The following is a 22,033-nucleotide window of genomic DNA, read 5'->3' as shown; positions in this document are numbered from 1 at the left end:
CCATGCCCTGTAGGCGCCTCACAGTCCCAAGCGCTGGAGCAGTGCATGGATCAAAAGAGTCGAAGCGGGCTGGTGGTACTGGCCCTGGGCCTGGTGATGGCGCTGACCGGGTGTGGCAGTCCGTCCATGGTGGTGGCGGAAGGCAGCGCGCAGGCGGTGGTGACGCTGCCGCAGGCCTTGAGCGCCAGCGATGTGACCCGTGTGGAACTCACGGTGTCCGGCGCGGGCATGACGACGAGCACGGACGCGCTGGTGAAGACGGGAGAGCAGTGGGGTGGGGTGCTGGGCCAACTGCCCGCTGGCACCGGCCGAACCTTCAGCGCGCAGGCCTTCGATTCCTCCAACATCGTGCGCTACGCGGGGCAGGTCGCGCCCGTCACCATCCAGGCCAACCAGACGACAGCCGTGACGCTGCTCCTGCAGGAGGTGAATGCGCCGCCGCCCTTCGACAACGCGGCGCCGCGCATCCTCTCCCTGGTGGCCAGCCCCGGCACTGTCGCCCCGGGCGGACAGGTGGCGCTGCAGGCCACCGCGGACGACACCAACGCGGGCGATACCCTCACGTATGCGTGGACGGCGCCCTCCGGCAGCTTCAGCGCCCCCGCCAGCCTCGCCACCGCGTGGACGGCACCGGACTCCGTCGGCCCCGTGGTGCTGACGTTGACGGTGACGGACTCGAAGGGCGCAAGCTCCAGCCTCAGCGTCACCATCACGGTGAGCACCGGCAACGGAAGCGCCGCCGTCAACGTCTCCTTCAACACCTGGCCTCGGGTGGTCGGCGTGACGGCCCTGCCTTCATCCATCGCCGTCGACCAGACCACCCAGGTGACGGCCTCCGCCAGCGACGCGGACGGAGACAGCCTCACCTACGAGTGGACGGCCAGCTGTGCGGGCACGTGGGCCAATGCTACCTCCGCCAGCGCCAGCTTTACGCCCTCGGCCCAGCCCTCCGGCGGCACCTGCAAGCTGACGGTCCTGGTGCAGGATGGCCGGGGCGGGCAGGGCACGGGCAGTCTCACCCTCTACGTTTCGACGTCGCCCACCACCGCGCAGTTCCCGCCCCAGGTGGTGGAGACGTTCCAGTCCGTTGCCTCGGTGCCCGCGGGCGGCGGCACCGTCGTCTTCCGCGTCCGCGCGAGAGACCCACAGTCGAGCGCGATGAGCTTCACCTGGACCACCAGCACGGGCACGCTGGGCACGGCCACCAGCACCGCCGCCAGCAGCGAAGTCCTCTGGACGGCGTCCGCGTGCGTGCCCTCGGGCAACCCGGCCACGGTGACGGCCACCGTCACCAACGCTCTGGGCCTCTCCGCCTCCTACGCCTTCGCCCTCCAGGGCGGCTCGGCCTGCGCTGCGAACCCCGTGGCTCGTCTCGTGGCGGGCGGGATTGATAGTCTCGCCGTGAAGCAGGATGGCACCGTTTGGGCCTGGGGCCATAACGTCCATGGCCAGCTCGGCGACGGGACAACGACAGACCGCCTCACGCCCGTGCAGGTGCAGGGCCTGACGCGCGTCGCGGCCATCGCCGCTAGCGAGAACCACGCGCTCACCGTGAAGCAGGACGGCACCGTCTGGACCTGGGGCTACAACGGCTATGGCCAACTCGGTGACGGGACAACGACGGACCGCCTCACGCCCGTGCAGGTGCAGGGCTTGACGGGCATCAAGGCCCTCGCTGGTGGCTACTTCCACTCGCTCACCTTGAAGCAGGACGGCACCGTCTGGGCCTGGGGCTACAATGCCTATGGCCAGCTCGGCGATGGGACGACCACCCAGCGCCTCACGCCCGTGCATGTGCCGGGCTTGACGGGCGTCGCGGCCCTCGCTGGTAGCACCTACCACTCGCTCGCCGTGAAGCAGGACGGCACCGTCTGGGCCTGGGGCTACAACGGCTATGGCCAGCTCGGCGACGGGACGACCACCCAGCGCCTCACGCCCGTGCAGGTGTCGGGCTTGACGGGCGTCGCGGCCATCGCTGGTGGCCACCTCTACTCGCTCGCATTGAAGCAGGATGGCACCGTCTGGGCCTGGGGCGACAACGGCAATGGCCAGCTCGGTGACGGAACGTCGGCGAACCACCACACGCCCACGCAAGTACAGGGCTTGATGGGCGTCGCGGCCATCGCTGGTGGCTACTCCCACTCGCTCGCCTTGAAGCAGGACGGCACCGTCTGGGCCTGGGGCTACAACGCCTATGGCCAGCTCGGCGACGGGACCACCATCCAGCGCCTCACGCCCGTGCAGGTGCCGGGCTTGACGGGCGTCGCGGCCATCGCTGGTGGCTACTTCCACTCGCTCGCCTTGAAGCAGGACGGCACCGTCTGGGCCTGGGGCCACAACGCCTATGGCCAGCTAGGCGACGGGACAACGACGGACGGCCTCACGCCGGTGCAGGTGCTGAATTTCTGACGAGACGCCAGGCGCTTGCGCTTGGGACCTGGGCAGGAAGACGATGACTTCCGAGCGTGCATCGCTCTGAAGCCTGTGAGTCTTTGGGCTCTGCGTGTGCCGGCCGTTCTCATACAACCGGCCAATCCATAGATGTCCGTGCTGAGATGTCAGGTTGGACCGGCATGGCGCTGGGATGACTCAGGAGCGAAGCGTGGGAACTCCCAACTAGAGTCCTGCGCTCCTCTCCTGAGTCAGGCACCCGTCCGTGTAGACGCGGTTTGCCTCTTGGGAGGCCCATTCAGTTGCACACGGGGGCGAAGTCCATGAGGCAAGAGAGTCGAAGCGGGCTGACGTGTCTGGCGTTGAGCCTGGTGCTGGCATTGGCTGGCTGCGGTGGGGCGCAGCAACCCGAGGATGCAGAAGGCAGCGCGCAGGCGGTGGTGACGCTGCCGCAGGCCCTCAGCGCCAGCGACGTGGCGCGAGTGGAGCTCACCGTTTCAGGCGCGGGCATGACGACGCGCACGGATGCACTGGTGAAGACGGGCGGGCAGTGGGGTGGGGTGCTGGGGCAGCTGCCCGCTGGCACCGGCCGCACCTTCAGCGCCCAGGCGTTCGATTCCACCAACACCGTCCGCTACTCCGGCCAGGTGACGCCCGTCACCATCCAGGCCGGCCAGACGACGGCGGTGACGCTGCTCTTGCAGGAGGTGAATGCTCCCGCGCCCTTCGACAACGCGGCACCGCGGATCCTCTCCCTGGTGGCCAGCCCCGGCACCGTCGCGCCGGGTGGGCAGGTGGCCCTGCAGGCCACCGCGGAGGACCCCAACGCGGGCGATACGCTGACCTACGCCTGGACGGCCAGCACTGGCAGCTTCAGCGCGGCCTCCAGTCTCACCACGGCCTGGACGGCGCCGGCCTCCGCCGGCCCCGTGGTGCTGACGCTGACGGTGACGGACTCGAAAGGTGCCTCCGCGGCCCTCAGCGTCACGGTGACGGTGAGCACCGGCACCGGCAGCGCCGCCGTCAATGTCTCCTTCAACACCTGGCCCCAGGTGGTCGGGGTGACGGCGCTGCCGTCCTCCGTGGCCGTCGGCCAGGCGACGACCGTGGCGGCCGTCGCGAGCGACGCGGACGGGGACAGCCTCTCCTACCAGTGGACCGCCTCGTGCGCGGGAACGTGGACGAATGGCACCTCGGCGAGCGCGAGCTTCACGCCCTCGGCGCAGCCCTCCGGCGGCACGTGCACGCTCACCGTGGTGGCCTCGGACGGCCGGGGTGGGCAGAGGCAGGGCAGTCTGGGCATCTACGTGGGCCCGGGGACCTCAGGGCGCTTCCCGCCCGAGGTGGTGGAGTCCTTCCAGTCGGTGGCCACGGTGCCAGCGGCCGGGGGCACCGTCATCTTCCGGGTGACGGCGAAGGATCCGCAGGGCAGCGTTCTCACCTTCGCGTGGACCGCGAGCACCGGCACGCTGGGCACGACCACCAGCACCGCCTCCACCAGCGAAGTCCTCTGGACGGCGCCCTCCTGCGTCCCCTCGGGCGCGACGGCCTCGGTGACGGCCACTGTCACCAACGCCCTCGGCCTCTCCACCCGCTTCGCCTTCGCCCTCCAGGGCGGTGCCACCTGCGCCGCGAGCAGCGGGGCTCGTCTCGCCGCTGGCCAGTTCCACACGCTGGCCTTGAAGCAGGACGGCACCGTCTGGGCTTGGGGAAACAACGGCGAGGGCCAGCTCGGCGACGGAACAACCACCGACCGCCTCACGCCCGTGCAGGTGCCGGGATTGACGGGCGTCGCGGCCCTCGCTGCTGGCCTTTCCCACTCGCTCGCCTTGAAGCAGGACGGCACCGTCTGGGCCTGGGGCTACAACGCCTACGGCCAGCTCGGCGACGGGACCACCATCCGGCGCCTCACGCCCGTGCAGGCGCCAGGACTGACGGGCATCACGGCCCTCGCCGCTGGCGCGGGCCACACGCTTGCATTGAAACAGGATGGCTCCGTCTGGGCCTGGGGCTTCAACAGCCAAGGCCAGCTCGGCGACGGGACCGTAACGCACCGCCTCACGCCAGGGCAGGTGCCGGGCCTGACGAGCGTCGCGATCCTCGCCGCTGGCACCTACCACTCGCTCGCCTTGAAGCAGAACGGCACCGCCTGGGCCTGGGCAATCAACGGCAATGGCCAGCTAGGCGACGGGACCACCACCCAGCGCCTCGCGCCCGTGCAGGTGGCGGGTTTGGCGGGCGTCGCGGACCTCGCCGCCAACAACCACCACACGCTCGCATTGAAGCAGGATGGCACCGTCTGGGCCTGGGGCTACAACAACAATGGCCACCTCGGCGACGGGACCCCCACCCAGCGCCTCACGCCCGTGCAGGTGGCGGGGTTGGCGGGCGTCGCGGACCTCGCTGCTGGCAACCACCACTCGCTGGCCTTGAAGCAGGACGGCACCGTCTGGGCCTGGGGCAACAATTCCTACGGGCAGCTCGGCGACGGGACCCCCACCCAGCGCCTCACGCCCGTGCAGGTGGCGGGTTTGGCGGGCGTCGCGGACCTCGCCGCTGGCAACCACCACTCGCTGGCCGTGAAGCAGGACGGCACCGTCTGGGCCTGGGGCAATAATTCCTACGGGCAGCTCGGCGACGGGACCACCACAAACCGCCTTACGCCGGTGCGGGTGCCGGGCCTGAGCCTCTGACGAGGTGCAGGACGCCTGCTTTTGGCAGGCGTCCTGCACGCGGCATCGCGGACTGACCGGTGACCGGCAAGGAGGACACCAGCGCACGGCGACCGAGCTTCACGCCTCGCCCCTTGCCCGTCTCATCGCCCGATCGAGCGCCTCGACCATGCGCGGTCCGGTCGCGAAGCCGCTCGCGAGCACCTCGACGCCGGAGCCGCCACGGAAGAGCACGGTGGGGAATCCGTTCACGCCCAGGGCCCTGACCTCCTGGAACTCGTTCGCCGTCGCCCGCTTCGCGTCCGCATGGTCGAACCGGCTCAGGAACACCCTGAAGTCGAGGCCGTGCGCGGCGCAAATGCTCTCGTAGAAGGACGCCACGGTGGGGTCCTCCCCGTCGGCGTAGAACTTCCGCTGGATGGCGGCAAACGCGTCGTACGCGCGCGTCTCCGGTCCCGGCATCTCCTCGAGCATCCCGCGCATGACGAGGAACGCGCGGCACGCAGGCTCGGTGTCGTAGTTGAACACCGCCCGGTCGAGGAACCGGGTGGAGAACGGCTGCCCGGTACGCGCGGCAACCTCCTCCCAGTGGTGGCGCAGGAAGCCTTTGAACCGCTCGTTCCAGGGGTCCCCGCCTCCCGCACGGAGCCCGCCCACCAGGACGCGGAAGGGGATGCCTCGACGGCTTGCCTCCGCCTCCAGTTGGCGGAGGCCGGGCGAGCCGCCCCAACACCAGGAGCACATCGGGTCCCCCACATAGAGCACCTCTTCCACGGGACCCTCGGCGCTCGACCCTGCGCGCTTCTGCGCCGCGCCGGGAAGCGCGCACGTCCCAGTCTCGGGGTCGCACAGCGCCTGCACGTCAGGGGGCGTCTCGTTCTCGTTTCTGGGGATCTTCATGGCCAGCTCCTGGTGGCGGTCATTGCCACGCCCCGAGAGATAGCCCCGGCCCCCCTGCGTTGACGATGCCCGCGGACGCGCACAGCATGTGCGTTCATGCACATCCCCTGGGACGACCTGCAGACGGTGGAGGCGCTGGTGCGCACGGGGAGCGTCGTGGGCGCGGCGCGCGAGCTCTCACTGCGCCACTCGTCCATCTCGCGGCGGGTGGACGCCCTCGAGCGCGCGCTCGGGGTGCCGCTCTTCCTGCGTGGGGCGACGCTGCGCCCGACGCCGCTCGGCCTCGCCATTGCCGAGCGCGCGGGCCGCATGCGCCCCCACGCCCTGGACGTGGGGGCACTCATCGAGGTGCAGAACCGGGCGCGCGCAGGCCGGCTCGTCATCACCACGAACGAAGTGCTGGCGTCGCTGCTGTTCGGCGCGCTGCGCACGTGCGGCTTCACGCAGCGGGTCCAGGTGCGCATCTCCGAGAGCGAGCTGGCGCTGGAGCCCGGGGTGACGGATCTGGCCTTGCGGCCGAGTCACACGCCGGGCGGTGCGCTGCGGGGACAGCAACTGGGGAGGCTGCGGCTCGGAGTGTTCCGGGCGCGGGCAACCCAGCAGGACTCGGCGGCCTGGGTCCTGCCATCAGGGAACCTGCGCACCCGGTCCTCCATGCGCTGGTGGAAGGCAGTCCCCGAGGACGCGGAGGCCCTCGTGGAGTGCGACACGCTGCTCGGCATCAGGGATGCCTGCGTCGCGGGCCTGGGGCGGAGCGTGCTCCCGGCGCTGCTCGCGGAAGGGGACCCGCGTCTGGTGCTGGAGGAGGAACTCCCAGGGGGCCCTCCGGTCTGGCTGCTGTCCGCCGCCACCCGGCGCGCGGACGCGGCCCTCCGGCGGGCGCGGGAGTCACTCTCCGAAGCCCTCCGGAGCGCCCCGGGCGCGTGGGAGGCCTGAGGTCCTCAGGGCAGGGAGGACGCTTGGGGACCCAGCAGACGATTTCTCATCGGCAGACGTCCGCGAAGGGATGTCGGGTTGGACCGCCATGGCGTGGGGCTGACTCAGGAGCGAAGGGGAGGGACCCTCACTAGAGTCCTGCGCTCCTCTCCGACGTCAGGCGCCGTCCGCGTGGTAGCGGCTTGCCTCTCGAAGAGGCCCATTCAGTTACACCCGGGGGAGAAGTCCATGAAACAAGCGAGTCGGAGCGGGCTGGCGTGTCTGGCATTGGGCCTGGTGCTGGCATTGGCCGGGTGCGGTGGCCAGCAGCCGGAGACTGACGGCGACATCGGCACCGGAGCTGGTTCAGAGGCGCTCACCTCGGTGAAGGTGCCGCAGGCCGTGTCCGCGGGTGCCTACCATTCGCTGTTCCTCAGGAAGGATGGCTCGGTCTGGGCCTGGGGGCAGGCCGTGGCCGGACAGCTGGGCACGGGCAGCACCAGCAGCACGCCCCAGTCCCAGCCCTCCCAGGTGAATGGACTGCCCACCATCAAGGCCATTGCCGCGGGCGTCGCCCACTCGCTGGCGTTGGACGTGGACGGCAACGTGTGGGCCTGGGGCCAGAATGCTTCCGGCCAGGCGGGCCTGGGGACCTCGGGGGGCACGGTGCTCGTCCCCACGCGGGTGGCGGCGCTCACCGGTATCCAAGCCATCGCGGCCAACGGGAACTTCTCACTCGCGCTGGGCATGGATGGCCGGCTGTGGGCCTGGGGCCAGAACAGCTCCGGACAGGTCGGAACGGGCGGCACCAGCGCCTCGGTGGCCACGCCGGGCGTGGTGCAGGGCCTGCCCACCGTGCGCGCCATGGCCGCGGGTGTCAACCACGCGCTGGCCCTGGATGCGGACGGCAAGGTGTGGGGATGGGGGCTGAATACGTCGGCCCAGGTGGGCACCGGCGCCACCAGCAGCGCGGTGATGGCCCCGGTGTTGGTGGCGGGGCTGCCGCGCGCGAAGGCCGTGGCCGCGGGGGCGGGCCACTCCCTCATCGTCGATGAGCAGTTCGGCAACGTGTGGGCGTGGGGGCAGAACACCCTCGGCCAGGTGGGCACGGGCATCACCAGCTCTACGCCGGTGATGACGCCCATTCCGGTGAATGGCGTCTTCGCGGTGACCGCCATCGTCGCGGGGCACAACAGCTCCCTGGCCCTCGTCGGCAACGGCCTGGCGGTGGCCTGGGGCCACAACGCGTCGGGCCAACTGGGCAACGGCGGCACGGCCAATAGCGCCTCGCCGGTGGGCGTGACGGGCGTCTCGGACGCGACGGCGCTGGCGGCTGGAGCTCAACACGCGCTGGCGCTGCGGCCCGGGTGCCCCGTCTGGGCATGGGGCAACAACGGCCAGGGGCAGCTCGGGATGGGAAGCACCTCCACGACGCCGGTGGCGGCGCCGGCGACGGCCCTCATCACCAACACCTTCTACTTCGACGGGGACATGGACGGCTTCGGGGATGAGTACATCGCGGAGCAGGCCTGCGAGCCTTCCCCAGGATTCGTGGAGGAACTCGACTGTGATGACTACACGGCCACCACCCATCCCGGCGCGGCGGAGACCTGCAACGGCGTGGACGACAACTGCGACGGGGCCGTGGACGACGGCAACCCGAGCGGAGCAGGGAACTGTGCGACGGGGAAGCAGGGCGTGTGCGCGGCGGGGGTGACGGCGTGCGCGAACGGCAGCGTGGTGTGCCAGCAGCGCCAGGCCGCCTCCGCCGAGCAGTGCGACGGCCTGGACAACGACTGCGACGGCCAGGTGGACGAAGGCAACCCGGGAGGGCTCCAGGCGTGCGCGACGGGGGACTTGGGCGTGTGCGGCGAGGGGATCACGTACTGCACGCATGGCGGCATCGAGTGCGTGCCGACGAAGGGGGCCACCAGCGAGGTCTGCGACGGCAAGGACAATGACTGCGACGGGCAGGTGGATGACGGGGTGCCGTTCCAGGCGTGGTACCGCGACCAGGACGGGGACAGCTACGGTTTGACGTCGCAGGCGGTGCAGGCATGCGTCCAGCCTGCTGGGCACGTTTCGAATGCAGGTGACTGCAATGACACCAACCCTGCCATCAAGCCTGGCGCGCCGGAGGTCTGCGACGGCAAGGACAACAATTGCAATGGCATCGTGGATGAAGGAATGGGCCCCACGTGCTTCACTTCCTGGCGGCGCGGCGTTGCCGCTGGCTCCCAGCACTCGCTCGGCTTGAAGCGGGACGGCACCGTCTGGGCATGGGGCGCCATCAACGGATGTTGCGAGCTCGAAGACGGGACGTACACCCAGAACCTCACGCCCGTGCAGGTGCCGGGCTTGACGGGCGTCGCTGCCATCGTCGCCAGCAGCCACAACTCGCTTGCCTTGAAGCAGGACGGCACCGTCTGGGGCTGTGGGGGAGCAACTACTCCGGCCAGCTCGGCGACGGGACGATGACCGAGCGCCACACGCCCGTGCAAGTGCAAGGCTTGACGGGCGTCGCGGCCCTTGCTGGTGGCTCCAACAACTCGCTCGCCTTGAGGCAGAACGGCACCGTCTGGGCCTGGGGGAACAATTACTCTGGCCAGCTCGGCGATGGGACCACCATCCATCGCCTCACGCCCGTGCAGGTGCCGGGCTTGACGGGTGTCACGGCCCTCGCGGTTGGATTGCTCCACACGCTTGCCTTGAAGCAGGACGGCACCGTCTGGGCCTGGGGGAACAACGCATACGGCGAGCTCGGCGATGGGACCACCACCCAGCGCCTCACGCCCGTGCAGGTGCCGGGCTTGACGGACGTCATGGCCCTCGCCGTTAGCTCCGGCGGCCCCAGCTATTCGCTCGCCGTGAAGCAGGACGGCAGCGTCTGGGCCTGGGGGTACAACGCCACCGGCCAGCTCGGCGACGGGACGACGAGGAACCGCCTTACGCCCGTGCAGGTACCGGGCTTGACGGGCGTCACGGCCCTCGCTGGTGGCGGCGCCCACACGCTCGCCTTGAAGCAGGACGGCACCGTCTGGGCCTGGGGGAACGGTGGATTGGGCCAGCTCGGCGACGGGACAACCACCTCCCAGCGCCTTACGCCCGTGCAGGTGCAGGGATTGACGGGCGTCGCAGCCATCTCCGCTGGCACCTGGTACTCGCTCGCCATGAAGCAAGACGGTACCGTCTGGGCCTGGGGGAACAATGGAACGGGCCAGCTCGGCGACGGGACGAACAACTGGCGCCTCACGCCATACCAGGTGCCGGGCCTGAGCCTTTGATGAGTCGCTGGGCGCTTGCATTCAGCAGGCGCCCAGGAGGCTTGGCTCTTGAATATCGCTCACCAGGTACGCAGTAGCCCGACTGCGGCACCGCCCAGCACCAGCCAGGCCGAGTTGACCCGCCAGCGGAGCAGCAACACCGCGCCAAGCACCGCCAGGGCCACCGTCCAACCATCCACCAGGGCCGCGCGGCCCAGCTGCCAGGTCACCACGGCCATGAGGGCCAGCGAGGCCGCGTTGACGCCGTCGAGCACCGCGCCCGCGGTCCGGGATTGGCGAAGCCGGGGGATCAGGGGGCCGCTGAGGGCCACGAAGACGAAGGCGGGCAGGAAGATGCCCAGCGTCGCGAGACCGGCGCCGGGCGTGCCGCCCACCAGGTAGCCGATGAACGTCGCCGTGGTGAAGACGGGGCCCGGCGTGAACTGGCCCACGGCCACCGCGTCCAGGAGCTGGGCCTCGGTGAGCCAGCCCCAGCGCTCGACGAGGTCCGCTCGGAGGAAGGCCAGGAGGACATAGCCGCTGCCGAACAGCACGCTGCCGACCTTGAGGAAGAACAGGAAGAGGCCGCCGAGGCTGGCCGGAACGGGGGCCGTGGCAGCCATGGCTGTGAGGCCGTGGAAGGCGAACGGCGTCAGCGGGAGCGCCGATCTGGACTCGGGGGAGGACCGAAAATGGCTCCAGGCCGCCAGGGAACCGCCGGCCAGGGCCAGGATGAGCAGTTCGTTGGCACCCAGAGCGCTCGCCACGGCCGCGCCAATGGCCACGGCGATCCTGGGGCGCGTAGTCAGGGCCGTCTTGCCGAGGCCCCATAAGGCCTGGAGCACCACGGCCAGGATGACGGGTTTGACGCCGTACAAGAGGGCGCCGGCTTGCGGCAGGGTGCCAAAACGCACGTAGGCCCAGGCCGCCGCGAGCGTCAGGAGCATCGCCGGGACGATGAAGCACACGCCGGCGACCAGAAGCCCGGGCCAGCCGGCATGCCGGTGGCCCAGGTGGATGGCCAGCTCGGTCGAGTTGGGGCCAGGAATCAGGTGGGTGGCGCCCAGCAGGTCGAGGAACTCCTCACGGGGCAGCCACCGGCGCCGCCGCACGAGTTCGTCTTCCATCATGGCGATGTGAGCAGCGGGGCCCCCAAAGGCCGTCAGCCCCAGCCGGAGGAAGACCCGCGCGACCTCACCAAGCGAGCCCCGAGGAACGTCGCGGGAATGCGTTGAGTCCATGCGCCGTAGGAGCCTCGTGATGAACCGGAACCGGCGGAATCGCGGCGAATGGTGCCACGGCGCCGGGCAGGGAACGGGCCTCAACGAACCCCCATGGGACCCCAGAGGCTTAGTTTACATAACGCTTCTTATCAGACGTTTCGACTAGGGGTTCCCCAAGGATTCCAGGCGCTTCCCCGGCCCGCCCAGGACCTCCCTGGACGTCCGCGCAACCGACCCGGACCGGCTCCTCGGCACCGCTCAGGTGTCATCGGGCTCATCGACATGGTCCAGGTACGCCTGGATCTGCGCCCGGTAAAGCGGCACGACCTCCGCCGCCATCGCGTGCTCAAGCACCTTCCGCGCCCCTGCCCGGTCCCCGCTCGCTTTGAGTGAGTCGGACGCACCAAATGCGCGCCCGAGGCGATACGAGCCTTCGCGCGTCCGTCGATGAATCTCCCTCACGAGCGAGGCCGTATCCGCAGCGCTCGCTAGTGCTGAGTCGGCATCTGCACGGGTCATCCCCACCTGCGGAGCCATCCTTCGCAGGAGCTCAGGCATCTCGGGGTCTTGCGGCAGGTCCGCGCCGTTCGCGAGCGCCAGGCCCAGGTCGACCACCTTCCGCCAATCATCGGACGTCACTGTGCTACCCCCGGCCCGCACATATCGAACGGCCATTGCCGCTGGCCTTTGCAGCGTTCCATGCACGCGCCACAAGGCCCACCCCAGTGCGGCTTCTTCGTGGATTGGCACCTGGCATACGTCAGCCAGCGAATCATGCTCATCGGGCTAAAACTGTTAGCACGGCAAGGCGCCACCGTCGGCCACCAACCGGCCCGTGGAATCTCGTGCTTCCCGAGCCCGGTTCCGGAACGTACCTTGCCGCCCCATGCGCCTCTTCCGACGAACCGGACTCGCCGCGCTTTGCGGCCTCACCGCGGCCCTGTTGACGGGCTGCCCTGACAAGACGGCCCAGGCCCCCGTGGACGGCGGCGTCACCGGCGCCACGGCGGTCCCGGACTCGGGCCCCGAGGCCGTGGTCTTCACGCTCCAGTACCAGTCGCCGGATGGCGGCTCCGCGCTCATCCCCCTGGCCCTGGAGGAAAAACCGCTCGTGGAGCCCACCTCCGACCTGGAGCTGCGCAGCACCCTGGGCCTCAAGAACTACCGCGTCCGGCTCATGGACGAAGCCGACCGAGCCATGGTCTCCGATGACTCCGTGTCCGAGGCCGATGACGGCCTCGTGTACCGCATCCACCTGCCGCAGCCGCTCAAGACCGGCTACTCGTACACCCTCGTCGTGGACTCGCAGACCGGCTCGTCGTTCCAGGACTCGCGTGGCCGCGACGTCGAGGACCTCCGGGCCTCGTTCCAGATCATCGGCGACAAGGAAAAGCCCAAGCCGCCTCCGCCGCCCGCCAAGGGCGGCAAGAAGAAGTCCAAGTAGCCGTCATTCCTGGGTTTCTGACTGCCCCGGCGCCTGATCCGGCAACGGTTCGGGCGTGGCCGGCGCCGGGGTCGGCAGGTTCAGCGCCGTGCGCAGCTCCCGCAGCTTCGCCTGGATGAGCCGCATGTTCCCCGGGCCCATCCGCAACAGGTGCTTCTGGGCCTTGCTCAGCCCCTCCAGCTCCGGCGACGCATAGACATACAGCGCGCCCTTGGGCTCCACCTCCACCGGCCCCTTCGGCACCGGCACCGCCAGCAGGTGCTGGATGGCCCGGCCAAACGCCGTCTCGAAGCCCTGATCCGGCGGCGCGATCTCCCGGTACGCCTGGTCGATGAGCGGCTTCAGCTCCCGGTACACCATCGCCGCGCCGGACGCGTCCAGCGACCCCAGCACCCGGGCCACCAGGTCGTAGCGCGCGTAGCTCAGCGGCGCGATCTCCGAGCGCCCATTCGCCCCGGCCGCGCCCACCTGGAACGCCCCCACGGGCGCCATGAACAACAGCGAGGCCCGAGGGCTCTCACCATCCGCGATGTTGCTCACGGACGCGGTGAACCGGCGCGCCAGGTCTCGCTCCTGAAGCCACTTCGCCAGCTCCGGGTCCACCGACAGCTTGCCCACCAGATCGCGGATGCGTCCGTCGCTCTCCGGCAGCGACACCTCCGCGGGCACCTCCGCCACGCCCGCGTCCACCACGGGCGGCGCCGTCACCACGGGCGGCGCCTCCGACTGGCGCTTCAAGCCGAAGTACGAACCGACCACGCCCACGACCATCAGCGCGACCAGGATGCCCAGGACCTTGCTCCGCGACGGAGTCTTGGCCGGCTCGGTCTCCGGTGGCGGCGGAATGGCTCCAGGGCCCTGATTCACGAAGTTCGGATCGCTCATGGTCCCGGACATTACAGACAGGCCTTTGAGCCATTCCACGCGCGCGTGAACAATCCGCGCCGTCTGTGTTCACCGCGCCTCGAGGACCTCGTCCGGCAGGCGCCAGAGCTGGCCGTCCTCCGGCGACAGGATGAATCCGCCAGGCAGCAGGTGCACCGACGTGACGGCCTCCGTGGACAACGGCAGCTCCCACGCGCACACGGGCCGCAGCGAGTCCGGGTCCAGTTGAAGCAGGTACCACTCCCCCGCCTCCAACAGGTCCTCCACCGCCACCAGCACCGCCCGCTCCGTCACCAGCCCGCTGTACCCCGTGGCGAGCGTGCCCTGTTCCGGCAGCAGGAACTCCGCCGCCAGCGTGGCCTCCGGGTACGTCCAGCGCCGCACCCATGTGCCGCCCACGCCAATGAAGCCCGAGCCGTCCGGAAGGAACCCCGCCGGATAGAACGGCGCCTCCACCGAAGCCACCGCCGCGCCACGCACGAGCCCGGCCGCGCCGCGCTCCACGAAGGTGAGCCACGTGCCCTCCTGGCCCAGGCTCACCGCCGCGCCCATCACCGGCAGGCTCGGATGCGGCATCCATTCGTGCAGCCCGTCCAGGTCGTCCTCACCCAGCACCGGCGTGTCGAGCTCGAGCCCCGCCTCCGTCCCCGCCACGTCCGATAACGTTCGGGCATCCAGGACACGCACCGAAGCCCGCCCGTCCTGGACGCCGCTCGTCCAGAGGCTCTCGCCGGTGACGTCGAACCCCAGGGCCTGCGTGTGCCGGGTCCAGGCCCGCGCGGGCGTCTCCACCGGACTTCCATCCAGCGCCCGGCCCACCATCTCGATGCGCCCCGGCCCCAGCACCGCCGCGCACCCGAGCGACGGATGCAGCGCCACGAGCCCCGCGGTCCTGGGCAGCTCCAGCGTACGCCCTGGCGGCCAGGACTCCCGCGCCCCGAGCACGGCCAGGCGCCGCACGCCCAAGGCCAGCCCCACGGCCTCGCCGGTGGGAGGCAGCACGAAGCCGTCGCCCGCCCACTCCGCGTCCGTCACCGGCAGCGTCGTGATTCGGGTCAGCGCCACGCGGCGGCTGGGAATGCCCCACGGCGTGCCGGGCCGCGGCCTGCCCACCCAAGGCACGACCTGGCCGCTCAGGAATCCTGCTCCATGGCCCGCACGCGCGCGAGCGTGTCCAGGTCACGCTCGGTGGGGCCCAGCTCCAGCAGCAGCCGGCTCACGTCGTACAGCAGGTCCCCGCGCTCGAAGACCTTCAGCCGCGGGACGTCCAGGTTCAGGTCGTCCGCGCCCTTGTTGTACGCAAGGTCCATCAGCGACCGGAGCTGGAACGAGTCGTAGAGGTTGTACTCCACCAGGTAGCGCAGGGCCTCCACGTCGCCGCGTCGCAGGTACGCGCGCCACAGCAGCACCGCGTCGTAGCCGTTCACGCCCTTCAGGTGCGGCGGCCGCCCCACGCCCAGCTTGTCTTCAATCTCCTTCAGCCCGCCGCCCATCCCCAGCCGCCGCGTGACGAAGCGCAGGTCGATGTGCGCCTCCGGCACCGGGAAGCTCTTCGCGCCGAAGTACTCCTTCAGCACCGGCACGTCGAAGCACGAGCCGTTGAACGTCACCCACAGCCGCCGCTTCGCCAGGCCTTCCGGCAGCGCGTCCATGTTCCGGCCCTGGATGTAGACGTGCAGCCCCTCGGCGTCGAACAGGCTCACCACCGTGGGCACCTGCGTCTTGCTGCCGTCCGTCTCGATGTCGAAGTAGACGGCGTCGTCCTGGAACTCCGGGAACAGGCGCCAGTGCTCGCGCGGCGGCACCATGCGGGCCAGGTCCTTCAAGTCGCGCCGGGCCAGCGCCGCCCGGGCCTCCGCGATGCGCTCACGGGCCGCCGTGTCCGCCTTGCGGCTGATGACGATGCCGCCGTCCGGGAAGTCATCCCAGGTCCGGATGCCCTTGGACCACAGGTCCTTCTCGCGCCACGGCCCCACGCCGGGGATGAGCTGGAACGTGTGCAGCAGCATCAATCGAGCGCACCCAGCCTTCCCGCCAACAGGTCGTCCAGGAGCGGGATGTCCGCCTCGCAGAACGGCAGCGCCTGCATCTCCGTGGGCGTGTGGAACGCCAGCTGGTGCGCGCCCAGCGGCTTCGGCTCGCCGGACACCAGCGTGGCCGCGAACAGCACCAGCTCCACCGTGAGGTCCGGGTACGTGTGCCGGCCCTCCCACAGGCGGCGGCCCACGGACAGCTCCACGTCCAGCTCCTCGCGGCACTCGCGCGCGAGGGCGGCCTCGTCCGTTTCGCCCGCCTCCACCTTGCCGCCGGGGAACTCCCAGAGGAGCGCGCGGCTCCCACCGGGAAGGCGCTGCTGGACCAGGTACCGCGGCCCGCCGTCTTCCGGACCGGGCCGGGGAATCAGCGCGGCCACCACCCGCACCGTCCGGGGCACGGCGCGCGTCACCCGCGCGGCCCCTTCTTCACGTCGTTCATGTCCAGCGCGTACAGGTACGCGTTGTTGGACAGCACGTACACCCGCGAGCCCACCACGAACGGCGGCGCGGAGATGCCCACGCCCGGGTTCCAGGCCATGCGCGACTTGCCCGTCGTCGGGTCCACGAACAGCAGCGCACGCTCATTGGGCACCAGGAGCATTCCCCTGGCCAACACCGGAGCGAGCGCCGTCCTGTCCTTGAGAGGGAGCGACCAGATGAGCTTTCCCGTCTCCCCCAGGTAGGCGTCCACGCGGCCGTCGCCGGTGGCGAACACCACCTCGCCCCGCGCCAGCAGCGACGTCAGGCCGCCCACGCTGGCGTTCCAGATGACCGCGCCGGTGTCCGCCTCCAGGGCGTACAGGCCGTTCTTGTACGAGGCCACATAGAGCCGCCCCGCCGAGTCGATGGCGGGCGTGGTGTCCACGTCCAGGAACTCCGTGCCCGCGCCCGACAGGGACTTCTCCCAGACGACGCCGCCGTCCTCCACCTTGAGCGCGACGAGGAAGCCGTCGGAGAAGCCGACGTACGCCGTGTCCTGGTCCACCCGCGGCGCGGAGGCGCCCCGGACGGTGAAGCCCGACGGCGGATCGCGCCGGTACTGCCACACCCACGTGCCGTCCGTCGCCTTCACCGCGAACACCGTGTCGGTGTCCGTGGCCACCAGCACCAGGCCGTCCGCGAGCACCGGCACCGTGGCCAGGGACTCGTTGGTGGCGTACTTCCACTTCACTGCGCCGGTGCGGCCATCCACCGCGTACAGCACGCCGTCACCGCCCGGCAGGTAGATGACGCCCTCGCTGGCCAAGCCGCCCGCGAGCGCCCGGGCTCCCGTGCGCAGGGACCAGGCCACCTTCCCGTCCGGTCCCACCGCGCGGATGTAGCCGTCACGCGTCTGCACCACGACGTTCCGGCTCTCCGGGTCGTACACCGGAGAAGCGGGCTCGCGCGGCGAGTACTCCAGCAGCGGGACCTTGTCGAGGAGCCCCGTCCACCAGTCCACCTGGAAGTAGTCCACCGGCGGCTGACGGGGCGCCGCGGGCAGCTCCGGGTTGCCGTACAGCGGCGCCGTCGCACACCCGGCCAGGAGCCCTGCCCCGGCCACCATTCCCACCCACCGCTTCCACCGAGCAAGCCGCATGGTCATGAGCGCGCTACGGCTGCCCCGCGTCCGTGGCCGTCGCGGCGGGCGGCGCCGGCGTGGGCACCTTCACGCCCTCCGCGGCCAGCACCGCCATGCGCTCGGTGGCCTGACGGGCCGCGGCGCTGTTCGGGTGGTCCGTCGGAATCTTGGAGAGCACCTGCGCGGCCTCGTCCTTCTTGCCCTGGAGGATGAGCATGCGCGCCTTGTGGTACGCGCCCATGCCGACCAGGTACTCGCCGGTGTCCGCCTTCTCCATCGCCTCGAAGGAGGTGATGGCCTTGGCGTAGTCACCCTTGGCCTCGTAGGCGTAGCCCTGGCCTTCCAGGGCGCTCGCGCGCAGGGCGTCGTTCTCCGGGGCGTCCTTGAGGAAGACCTCCAGGGACGCCAGGGCGTCGTCGTTCTTGCCCAGCCGGAACTCGGCCTTGGCCTGCGGCAGGGCGGCCGTCGTCGCCGAGCGGGTGCCGCCGTGCTCCTTGCGGAAGGCGGCCAGCTGCTTCACGACCTCCTCGTCGCGGGCCTGCACCGTGGCGAACGGGGGCTCCGTGGCGGACGGGTCCACCGGGTCCACGCCCGTCACGGGGCGATCCAGGACGGTGAGGGCCTGGCCCAGGGCCATGGAGGCCTGCTCCTCGCCGCGCTTGGAGACCTCACTGGCGATGGCCACGCCCACCGCGCCCAGCACGAGCACGCCCGCGCCGATGGCGAGGAACTTCTGGCGCTGCATCAGCCAGTCTCGCGCGTCCGCTCCCGCCTTCTGGAAAGCGTCCGGCTGACGAAGCTCCTGCTGGCGAATCTTCTCGGTCTTCTGCTGGGCCACGATGAAGGGACCTCTCTCCGGCTCGACGGTGCTCTTCGCTCTGCTGGGAAAGCGGCGCACTGTAAAGAGCGCCCGCTGGGAGTGTCAACGCGTGTGCGCGGTCAGTCGCGCCCTGCCCGCTTCCCACCCTTGCCGCCCTTGCCCGCCAGGTGCGGGTTCTTGCGCGCCTCGCGCTTGGCCTTGCCTGGCCGCTCGCGGAAGAGCAGTCGGATGGGGACCCGCAGGTCGAACGTCTTGCGGATCTGGTTGGTGATGTACCGCTTGTACATGTCCGGCACGCCCTGCGGTTCGTTGCAGGTGAGGGTGAACGTCGGAGGGGCCGCCGCCACCTGGGCGATGTAGTACAGGCGCAGCGGCTTGCTCTTCACGATGGGCGCCGGGTTGTTGTCCACCATGTAATCCAGCAGCTTGTTGAGCTGCGGGGTGGGCGCCCGGAAGCGGAACTGCTTGGCCAGCTCCACCGCCACGTCCACGACCTTCTCCACCTTGGAGCCGTGCAGGGCGGACGTGAAGATGACCGGCGCGTAGCCCACGAACTTGAGGGCGATCTTGAGATCCTCGCGGAAGGCCTCCTGGCGGCGCTTGTCCTCCGCGATGAGGTCCCACTTGTTGACGACGATGACCAGCGCGCGGCCCCGGTCCATGGACAGGCCCGCGAGCTTCGCGTCCTGGTCCACCGCGGGCTCCGTGGCGTCCATCAAGAGCACCGCCACGTCGCTGCGCTCCAGGACCTTCAGCGCCGCGATGACGGAGTACTGCTCCACCTGGTGCGCGATGGTCTTCTTGCGCCGGATGCCCGCGGTGTCCGTGAGGATGAGCTGATTGCCCTTGTACGTGACCTCGGAGTCGATGGGGTCACGCGTGGTGCCGGCGACCTCGCTGGTGACGACGCGCTTCTCCTTGAGGATGGCGTTGACCAGGGTGCTCTTGCCCACGTTGGGCCGGCCGATGATGGCCACGCGGATCTTCCCGTCGTCCGGCGGCGCATCCGAGTCCTCGCCCTCCTGCTTCTCCGGGAGCTTGGAGACCACGGAGTCCATCAGGCCGCCCATGCCCAGGTTGTGCTCGGCGGACATGGCGTTCACGTCGCCCAGGCCCAGGCGGAAGAACTCGCCGGCCAGCGACTGCATCTGCCCGGACTCGTTGTCCAGCTTGTTGGCCGCCACCACGACGGGCTTGCCCGCCTTGCGCAGGTAGTTGGCGACGGCCTCGTCCGCCGTCGTCATGCCCGCGCGGGCGTCCACCACGAAGATGATGACGTCGCACTCCTCCACCGCGAACTGCGCCTGCTCGCGCACCTGCTTGAGCAGCGTGTCCTTCTCACCGGGGACGAAGCCGCCCGTGTCGATGAGGGTGAAGGCGCGGCCCTCCCACTCCGCGTCGGCGTAGTGCCGGTCGCGGGTGACGCCGGGCTGGTCCTCGACGAGCGCGATGCGGCGGCCCACCAGGCGGTTGAACAGCGTGCTCTTGCCCACGTTGGGGCGACCGACAATGGCGACCAGCGGCTTCATGGAGTCTCTTTCGACAGCGACGACGACTTCGAAGGCAACGACGTCAGCGGCACGGACTTCAGCGGCGACATCACTCGTAACCCAGCTTCCTCAGCCCCGCGGTGCGCTCGCTCCAGCGAGCCTCCACGCGCACGCGCAGGTCCAGGTACACGTGCGCACCCAGCAGGCGCTGCACGGACTTGCGAGCGTCCGTGCCAATGAGCTTCAGCATCTGCCCCTGCTTGCCAATCAGGATGGCCTTCTGGCTGTCGCGCTCCACGTAGATGGACGCCGCGATGCGGATGAGGCCGCCCAGCTGGCCGGGGGGCGTGCCGGGGCGCGGCTCGCGCTCGGATTCATCGAACACGTCCACCAGCACGGCGGTGGAGTACGGGATCTCCTGGCGGCAGTGCCGAAGCACCTGCTCGCGGATGTACTCCGCCACCAGCACGCGCTCCTGCTGATCCGTGAGCATGTCCTCCGCGAAGAGGGGCTCGCCCTCCGGCAGGTGGCCCAGCACGACCTGGAACAGGTGCTCCACGCCGTCCTTCTCCCGCGCGGAGATGGGCACCACCTCCGCGAAGGGGAACTCCTGGCCGTAGAGCGCGATGAGCGGCAGCAGCTTCGACTTGGGGATGGAGTCGATCTTGTTGATGACCAGGAAGGTGGGCTTGCCCACCTTCTGCAGCCGCTCGAGGATGGCGCGGTTGCCCGGCGTCACGTCCAGCGTCTCGCCCTGGGGCGGCTCGATGAGGAAGAGGACCAGGTCCACCTCCTCGGCCGCGGAGAGGGCGGCCTCCACCATGTAGCGGTTGAGCTCTCCCTTGGCCTGGTGGATGCCGGGAGTGTCGATGAACGCCACCTGCCCTTCTGGACGCGTCACCACGCCCAGGATGCGGTTGCGGGTGGTCTGCGGCTTGGGCGAGACGATGGCGATCTTCTCGCCCGTAAGCACGTTGAGCAGCGTGCTCTTGCCCACGTTGGGCCGGCCGATGAGCGCGGCGAAGCCAGCGCGAGGGGTCTTCTTCTGGGACTGGGAGGCCATACTTCCGGAGATGATCAGTGGGCCTTCCAACCTCGACGACGGGAAGGCCCCGGGGGAACTGCCAGGGTACGGCGGCGGACTGCTTACGAAGGCCGCGCCGTGGAGATGGTCAACGTCTGGATGCGCACGTCCCTGCGGGGACGGTCGCTTGAATCCTTGGGAAGCTCATTGGCGATGCGGTCCACCACGTCCTGCCCCTCCACCACCTCGCCGAAGATGGTGTACCGGTTGTCCAGGTGGGGCTGCGGCGCCGCGGTGATGAAGAACTGACTGCCGTTGGTGTTGGGGCCGGTGTTGCCCATGGCCAGCACACCCTTCTTGTCGAAACGCCGGCCACCCTGGAACTCATCCTCGAAACGGAAGCCCGGGCCGTTGTTGCCCCGGCTGGTCGGGTCTCCGCCCTGGATCATGAAGTCCTTGATGCAGCGGAAGAAGAGCGTCCCGTCGTACAGCGGGCGGCCGTGCTGGGGCTGGAACGTGATGGGGTCCGTCCAGGTCTTCTCGCCGGTGGCCAGCCCCACGAAGTTCTCCACCGTCCTGGGCGACTCCTTGGAGAACAGGCGCACGACGATGCGCCCCTCCGTGGTCTGGAAGGTGCCGAACAACTCCGTGCCCGCGCGGGCCTGTTCCATGAAGCTCATTGCGGGGTGCTCTTGGGGGCGGCGGGCTTGGGAGTGGCCGGCTTCCTGGGCGCCTTTTCACTCAGCGTAATCGTTTCCAGGACCACGGGCGTCTGCGGGCGGTCCTGGGCGCTGCGGGGCACGTTGCCGATCTGCTCCACCACGTCGTAGCCGGTGACGACCTCGCCGAAGATGGTGTGGCGGCCGGTGAGCTGCGCGGGCGTGGAGGTGGTGATGAAGAACTGGCAGCCGTTGGTGTTGGGGCCCGCGTTGGCCATGGCCAGCAGGCCCTGCTTGTCGAAGCTGCGGCCGCTCTGGAACTCGTCCGCGAAGCGGTAGCCCGGGTCGCCCCTGCCGGTGCCGGTGGGGTCGCCGCCCTGGATCATGAAGCCCGGGATGACGCGGTGGAAGACGGTGCCGGCGTAGAGCGGCTTGCCCTTCACCTGCTCGCCCGTCTTCGGATCCGTCCAGGCCTTCTCGCCCGTGGCCAGGCCCACGAAGTTCGCCACCGTCTGGGGCGCGTCCTTGGAGAAGAGCTTCACGGTGATGACGCCCTGGCTCGTCTTCAGCGTCGCGTAGAGGTCCTTGCCGGCCTGGACCTTCTTCGTCCACGGGCCCACGGCGGGCTCGGCGGCCAACGCCGCGACGGCGGCCAGCGCCACGGTGAGACCGAGAAGACGGTGCATACGGGACAGCCTCCAGGGCAGGAAAGCGCGGACCCTACCCCCCACCCCCCTCCCCCTCCAAGGG

The 22,033-nt window shown here is 70.0% G+C and carries 17 protein-coding genes and 2 pseudogenes; 6 read left to right on the top strand and 13 right to left on the bottom strand.

Going from position 1 to position 22,033, the window contains the following annotated elements:
* Window positions 1-45: 45 nt before the first annotated feature.
* Window positions 46-2,409, top strand: a complete 2,364-nt coding sequence (locus D7V80_RS42830) for an Ig-like domain-containing protein (protein ID WP_233585470.1) — start codon at window positions 46-48, stop codon at window positions 2,407-2,409.
* 305 nt (window positions 2,410-2,714) lie between these two features.
* Window positions 2,715-5,084 carry an Ig-like domain-containing protein gene (locus D7V80_RS18190; RefSeq protein WP_147447134.1) on the top strand — a complete coding sequence of 790 codons (2,370 nt, stop codon included), beginning with the start codon at window positions 2,715-2,717 and terminating at the stop codon, window positions 5,082-5,084.
* A 99-nt stretch (window positions 5,085-5,183) separates the two neighbouring features.
* Here the strand turns inward: D7V80_RS18190 and D7V80_RS18185 are convergent, their stop codons facing one another.
* On the bottom strand, window positions 5,184-5,837 hold the full coding sequence (locus D7V80_RS18185) for a DsbA family protein (protein ID WP_233585468.1): 654 nt from the start codon (window positions 5,835-5,837) through the stop codon (window positions 5,184-5,186).
* A 222-nt stretch (window positions 5,838-6,059) separates the two neighbouring features.
* Here D7V80_RS18185 and D7V80_RS18180 point away from each other — a divergent pair, with 222 nt between their 5' ends.
* From D7V80_RS18180 to D7V80_RS18160, 3 genes and pseudogenes are all read left to right on the top strand, one after another.
* Window positions 6,060-6,899 carry a LysR family transcriptional regulator gene (locus D7V80_RS18180; RefSeq protein ID WP_120589366.1) on the top strand — a complete coding sequence of 280 codons (840 nt, stop codon included), beginning with the start codon at window positions 6,060-6,062 and terminating at the stop codon, window positions 6,897-6,899.
* Window positions 6,900-7,127: 228 nt separating this feature from the next.
* Window positions 7,128-9,050 (top strand): annotated as a pseudogene (locus D7V80_RS42825) (MopE-related protein); the annotation flags it as partial.
* A 15-nt stretch (window positions 9,051-9,065) separates the two neighbouring features.
* A pseudogene (locus D7V80_RS18160) lies at window positions 9,066-10,156 on the top strand (RCC1 domain-containing protein); the annotation flags it as partial.
* A 65-nt stretch (window positions 10,157-10,221) separates the two neighbouring features.
* On the opposite strand, the gene chrA reads toward D7V80_RS18160, so the two are convergent.
* Both chrA and D7V80_RS18150 read right to left on the bottom strand, forming a co-directional pair.
* Window positions 10,222-11,382 (bottom strand): chromate efflux transporter, encoded by a 1,161-nt coding sequence (gene chrA / locus D7V80_RS18155; RefSeq protein WP_120589365.1) that lies wholly within the window; start codon window positions 11,380-11,382, stop codon window positions 10,222-10,224.
* A 240-nt stretch (window positions 11,383-11,622) separates the two neighbouring features.
* Entirely contained in the window at window positions 11,623-12,039 is a 417-nt protein-coding gene (locus D7V80_RS18150) for a DUSAM domain-containing protein (protein WP_120589364.1), read from the bottom strand.
* Window positions 12,040-12,250: 211 nt separating this feature from the next.
* Here D7V80_RS18150 and D7V80_RS18145 point away from each other — a divergent pair, with 211 nt between their 5' ends.
* Window positions 12,251-12,808, top strand: a complete 558-nt coding sequence (locus tag D7V80_RS18145; protein ID WP_120589363.1) for a hypothetical protein — start codon at window positions 12,251-12,253, stop codon at window positions 12,806-12,808.
* 3 nt (window positions 12,809-12,811) lie between these two features.
* Here the strand turns inward: D7V80_RS18145 and D7V80_RS18140 are convergent, their stop codons facing one another.
* The 10 genes from D7V80_RS18140 to D7V80_RS18095 form a co-directional block, all read right to left on the bottom strand.
* Window positions 12,812-13,693 carry a DUF3014 domain-containing protein gene (locus D7V80_RS18140; RefSeq protein ID WP_233585467.1) on the bottom strand — a complete coding sequence of 294 codons (882 nt, stop codon included), beginning with the start codon at window positions 13,691-13,693 and terminating at the stop codon, window positions 12,812-12,814.
* A 69-nt stretch (window positions 13,694-13,762) separates the two neighbouring features.
* Complete coding sequence (locus tag D7V80_RS18135; protein ID WP_147447133.1) at window positions 13,763-14,758, bottom strand: hypothetical protein; 996 nt, start codon at window positions 14,756-14,758, stop codon at window positions 13,763-13,765.
* A gap of 68 nt (window positions 14,759-14,826) precedes the next feature.
* Window positions 14,827-15,702 carry a ribonuclease H-like domain-containing protein gene (locus D7V80_RS18130; protein WP_120589360.1) on the bottom strand — a complete coding sequence of 292 codons (876 nt, stop codon included), beginning with the start codon at window positions 15,700-15,702 and terminating at the stop codon, window positions 14,827-14,829.
* Window positions 15,702-16,139 carry a (deoxy)nucleoside triphosphate pyrophosphohydrolase gene (locus D7V80_RS18125; protein WP_120589359.1) on the bottom strand — a complete coding sequence of 146 codons (438 nt, stop codon included), beginning with the start codon at window positions 16,137-16,139 and terminating at the stop codon, window positions 15,702-15,704. The genes D7V80_RS18130 and D7V80_RS18125 overlap by 1 nt, the downstream gene beginning before the upstream one ends.
* Window positions 16,136-17,275 (bottom strand): PQQ-binding-like beta-propeller repeat protein, encoded by a 1,140-nt coding sequence (locus tag D7V80_RS18120; protein WP_233585471.1) that lies wholly within the window; start codon window positions 17,273-17,275, stop codon window positions 16,136-16,138. The genes D7V80_RS18125 and D7V80_RS18120 overlap by 4 nt, the downstream gene beginning before the upstream one ends.
* 46 nt (window positions 17,276-17,321) lie before the next feature.
* Window positions 17,322-18,131: a tol-pal system YbgF family protein gene (locus D7V80_RS18115; RefSeq protein WP_370452509.1), complete on the bottom strand. Its 810-nt coding sequence runs from the start codon at window positions 18,129-18,131 to the stop codon at window positions 17,322-17,324.
* Window positions 18,132-18,229: 98 nt separating this feature from the next.
* Window positions 18,230-19,639 carry a ribosome biogenesis GTPase Der gene (gene der, locus D7V80_RS18110; protein ID WP_120589357.1) on the bottom strand — a complete coding sequence of 470 codons (1,410 nt, stop codon included), beginning with the start codon at window positions 19,637-19,639 and terminating at the stop codon, window positions 18,230-18,232.
* Window positions 19,640-19,709: 70 nt separating this feature from the next.
* Entirely contained in the window at window positions 19,710-20,663 is a 954-nt protein-coding gene (gene era / locus D7V80_RS18105; protein ID WP_120589356.1) for a GTPase Era, read from the bottom strand.
* Between the two features lie 83 nt (window positions 20,664-20,746).
* On the bottom strand, window positions 20,747-21,304 hold the full coding sequence (locus D7V80_RS18100; protein WP_120589355.1) for a peptidylprolyl isomerase: 558 nt from the start codon (window positions 21,302-21,304) through the stop codon (window positions 20,747-20,749).
* Window positions 21,301-21,969: a peptidylprolyl isomerase gene (locus tag D7V80_RS18095; protein ID WP_120589354.1), complete on the bottom strand. Its 669-nt coding sequence runs from the start codon at window positions 21,967-21,969 to the stop codon at window positions 21,301-21,303. Before D7V80_RS18095 ends, D7V80_RS18100 begins: the two co-directional genes overlap by 4 nt.
* Window positions 21,970-22,033: the final 64 nt, after the last annotated feature.

This window comes from Corallococcus sp. CA054B (assembly GCF_003611625.1).
In the GTDB taxonomy this organism is placed as follows: domain Bacteria; phylum Myxococcota; class Myxococcia; order Myxococcales; family Myxococcaceae; genus Corallococcus; species Corallococcus coralloides.
This window is presented reverse-complemented; position numbering and strand designations above follow the sequence as displayed.

Excerpts from the sequence above, each read along its gene's own strand:
- D7V80_RS42830 (WP_233585470.1), top strand. The coding sequence starts at position 46 with ATGGATCAAAAGAGTCGAAGCGGGCTGGTGGTACTGGCCCTGGGCCTG.
- D7V80_RS18190 (WP_147447134.1), top strand. The coding sequence starts at position 2,715 with ATGAGGCAAGAGAGTCGAAGCGGGCTGACGTGTCTGGCGTTGAGCCTG.
- D7V80_RS18180 (WP_120589366.1), top strand. The coding sequence starts at position 6,060 with ATGCACATCCCCTGGGACGACCTGCAGACGGTGGAGGCGCTGGTGCGC.
- chrA (WP_120589365.1), bottom strand. The coding sequence starts at position 11,382 with ATGGACTCAACGCATTCCCGCGACGTTCCTCGGGGCTCGCTTGGTGAG.
- D7V80_RS18150 (WP_120589364.1), bottom strand. The coding sequence starts at position 12,039 with ATGGCCGTTCGATATGTGCGGGCCGGGGGTAGCACAGTGACGTCCGAT.
- D7V80_RS18145 (WP_120589363.1), top strand. The coding sequence starts at position 12,251 with ATGCGCCTCTTCCGACGAACCGGACTCGCCGCGCTTTGCGGCCTCACC.
- D7V80_RS18140 (WP_233585467.1), bottom strand. The coding sequence starts at position 13,693 with ATGAGCGATCCGAACTTCGTGAATCAGGGCCCTGGAGCCATTCCGCCG.
- D7V80_RS18130 (WP_120589360.1), bottom strand. The coding sequence starts at position 15,702 with ATGCTGCTGCACACGTTCCAGCTCATCCCCGGCGTGGGGCCGTGGCGC.
- D7V80_RS18120 (WP_233585471.1), bottom strand. The coding sequence starts at position 17,275 with ATGGTGGCCGGGGCAGGGCTCCTGGCCGGGTGTGCGACGGCGCCGCTG.
- der (WP_120589357.1), bottom strand. The coding sequence starts at position 19,639 with ATGAAGCCGCTGGTCGCCATTGTCGGTCGCCCCAACGTGGGCAAGAGC.
- era (WP_120589356.1), bottom strand. The coding sequence starts at position 20,663 with ATGGCCTCCCAGTCCCAGAAGAAGACCCCTCGCGCTGGCTTCGCCGCG.
- D7V80_RS18100 (WP_120589355.1), bottom strand. The coding sequence starts at position 21,304 with ATGAGCTTCATGGAACAGGCCCGCGCGGGCACGGAGTTGTTCGGCACC.
- D7V80_RS18095 (WP_120589354.1), bottom strand. The coding sequence starts at position 21,969 with ATGCACCGTCTTCTCGGTCTCACCGTGGCGCTGGCCGCCGTCGCGGCG.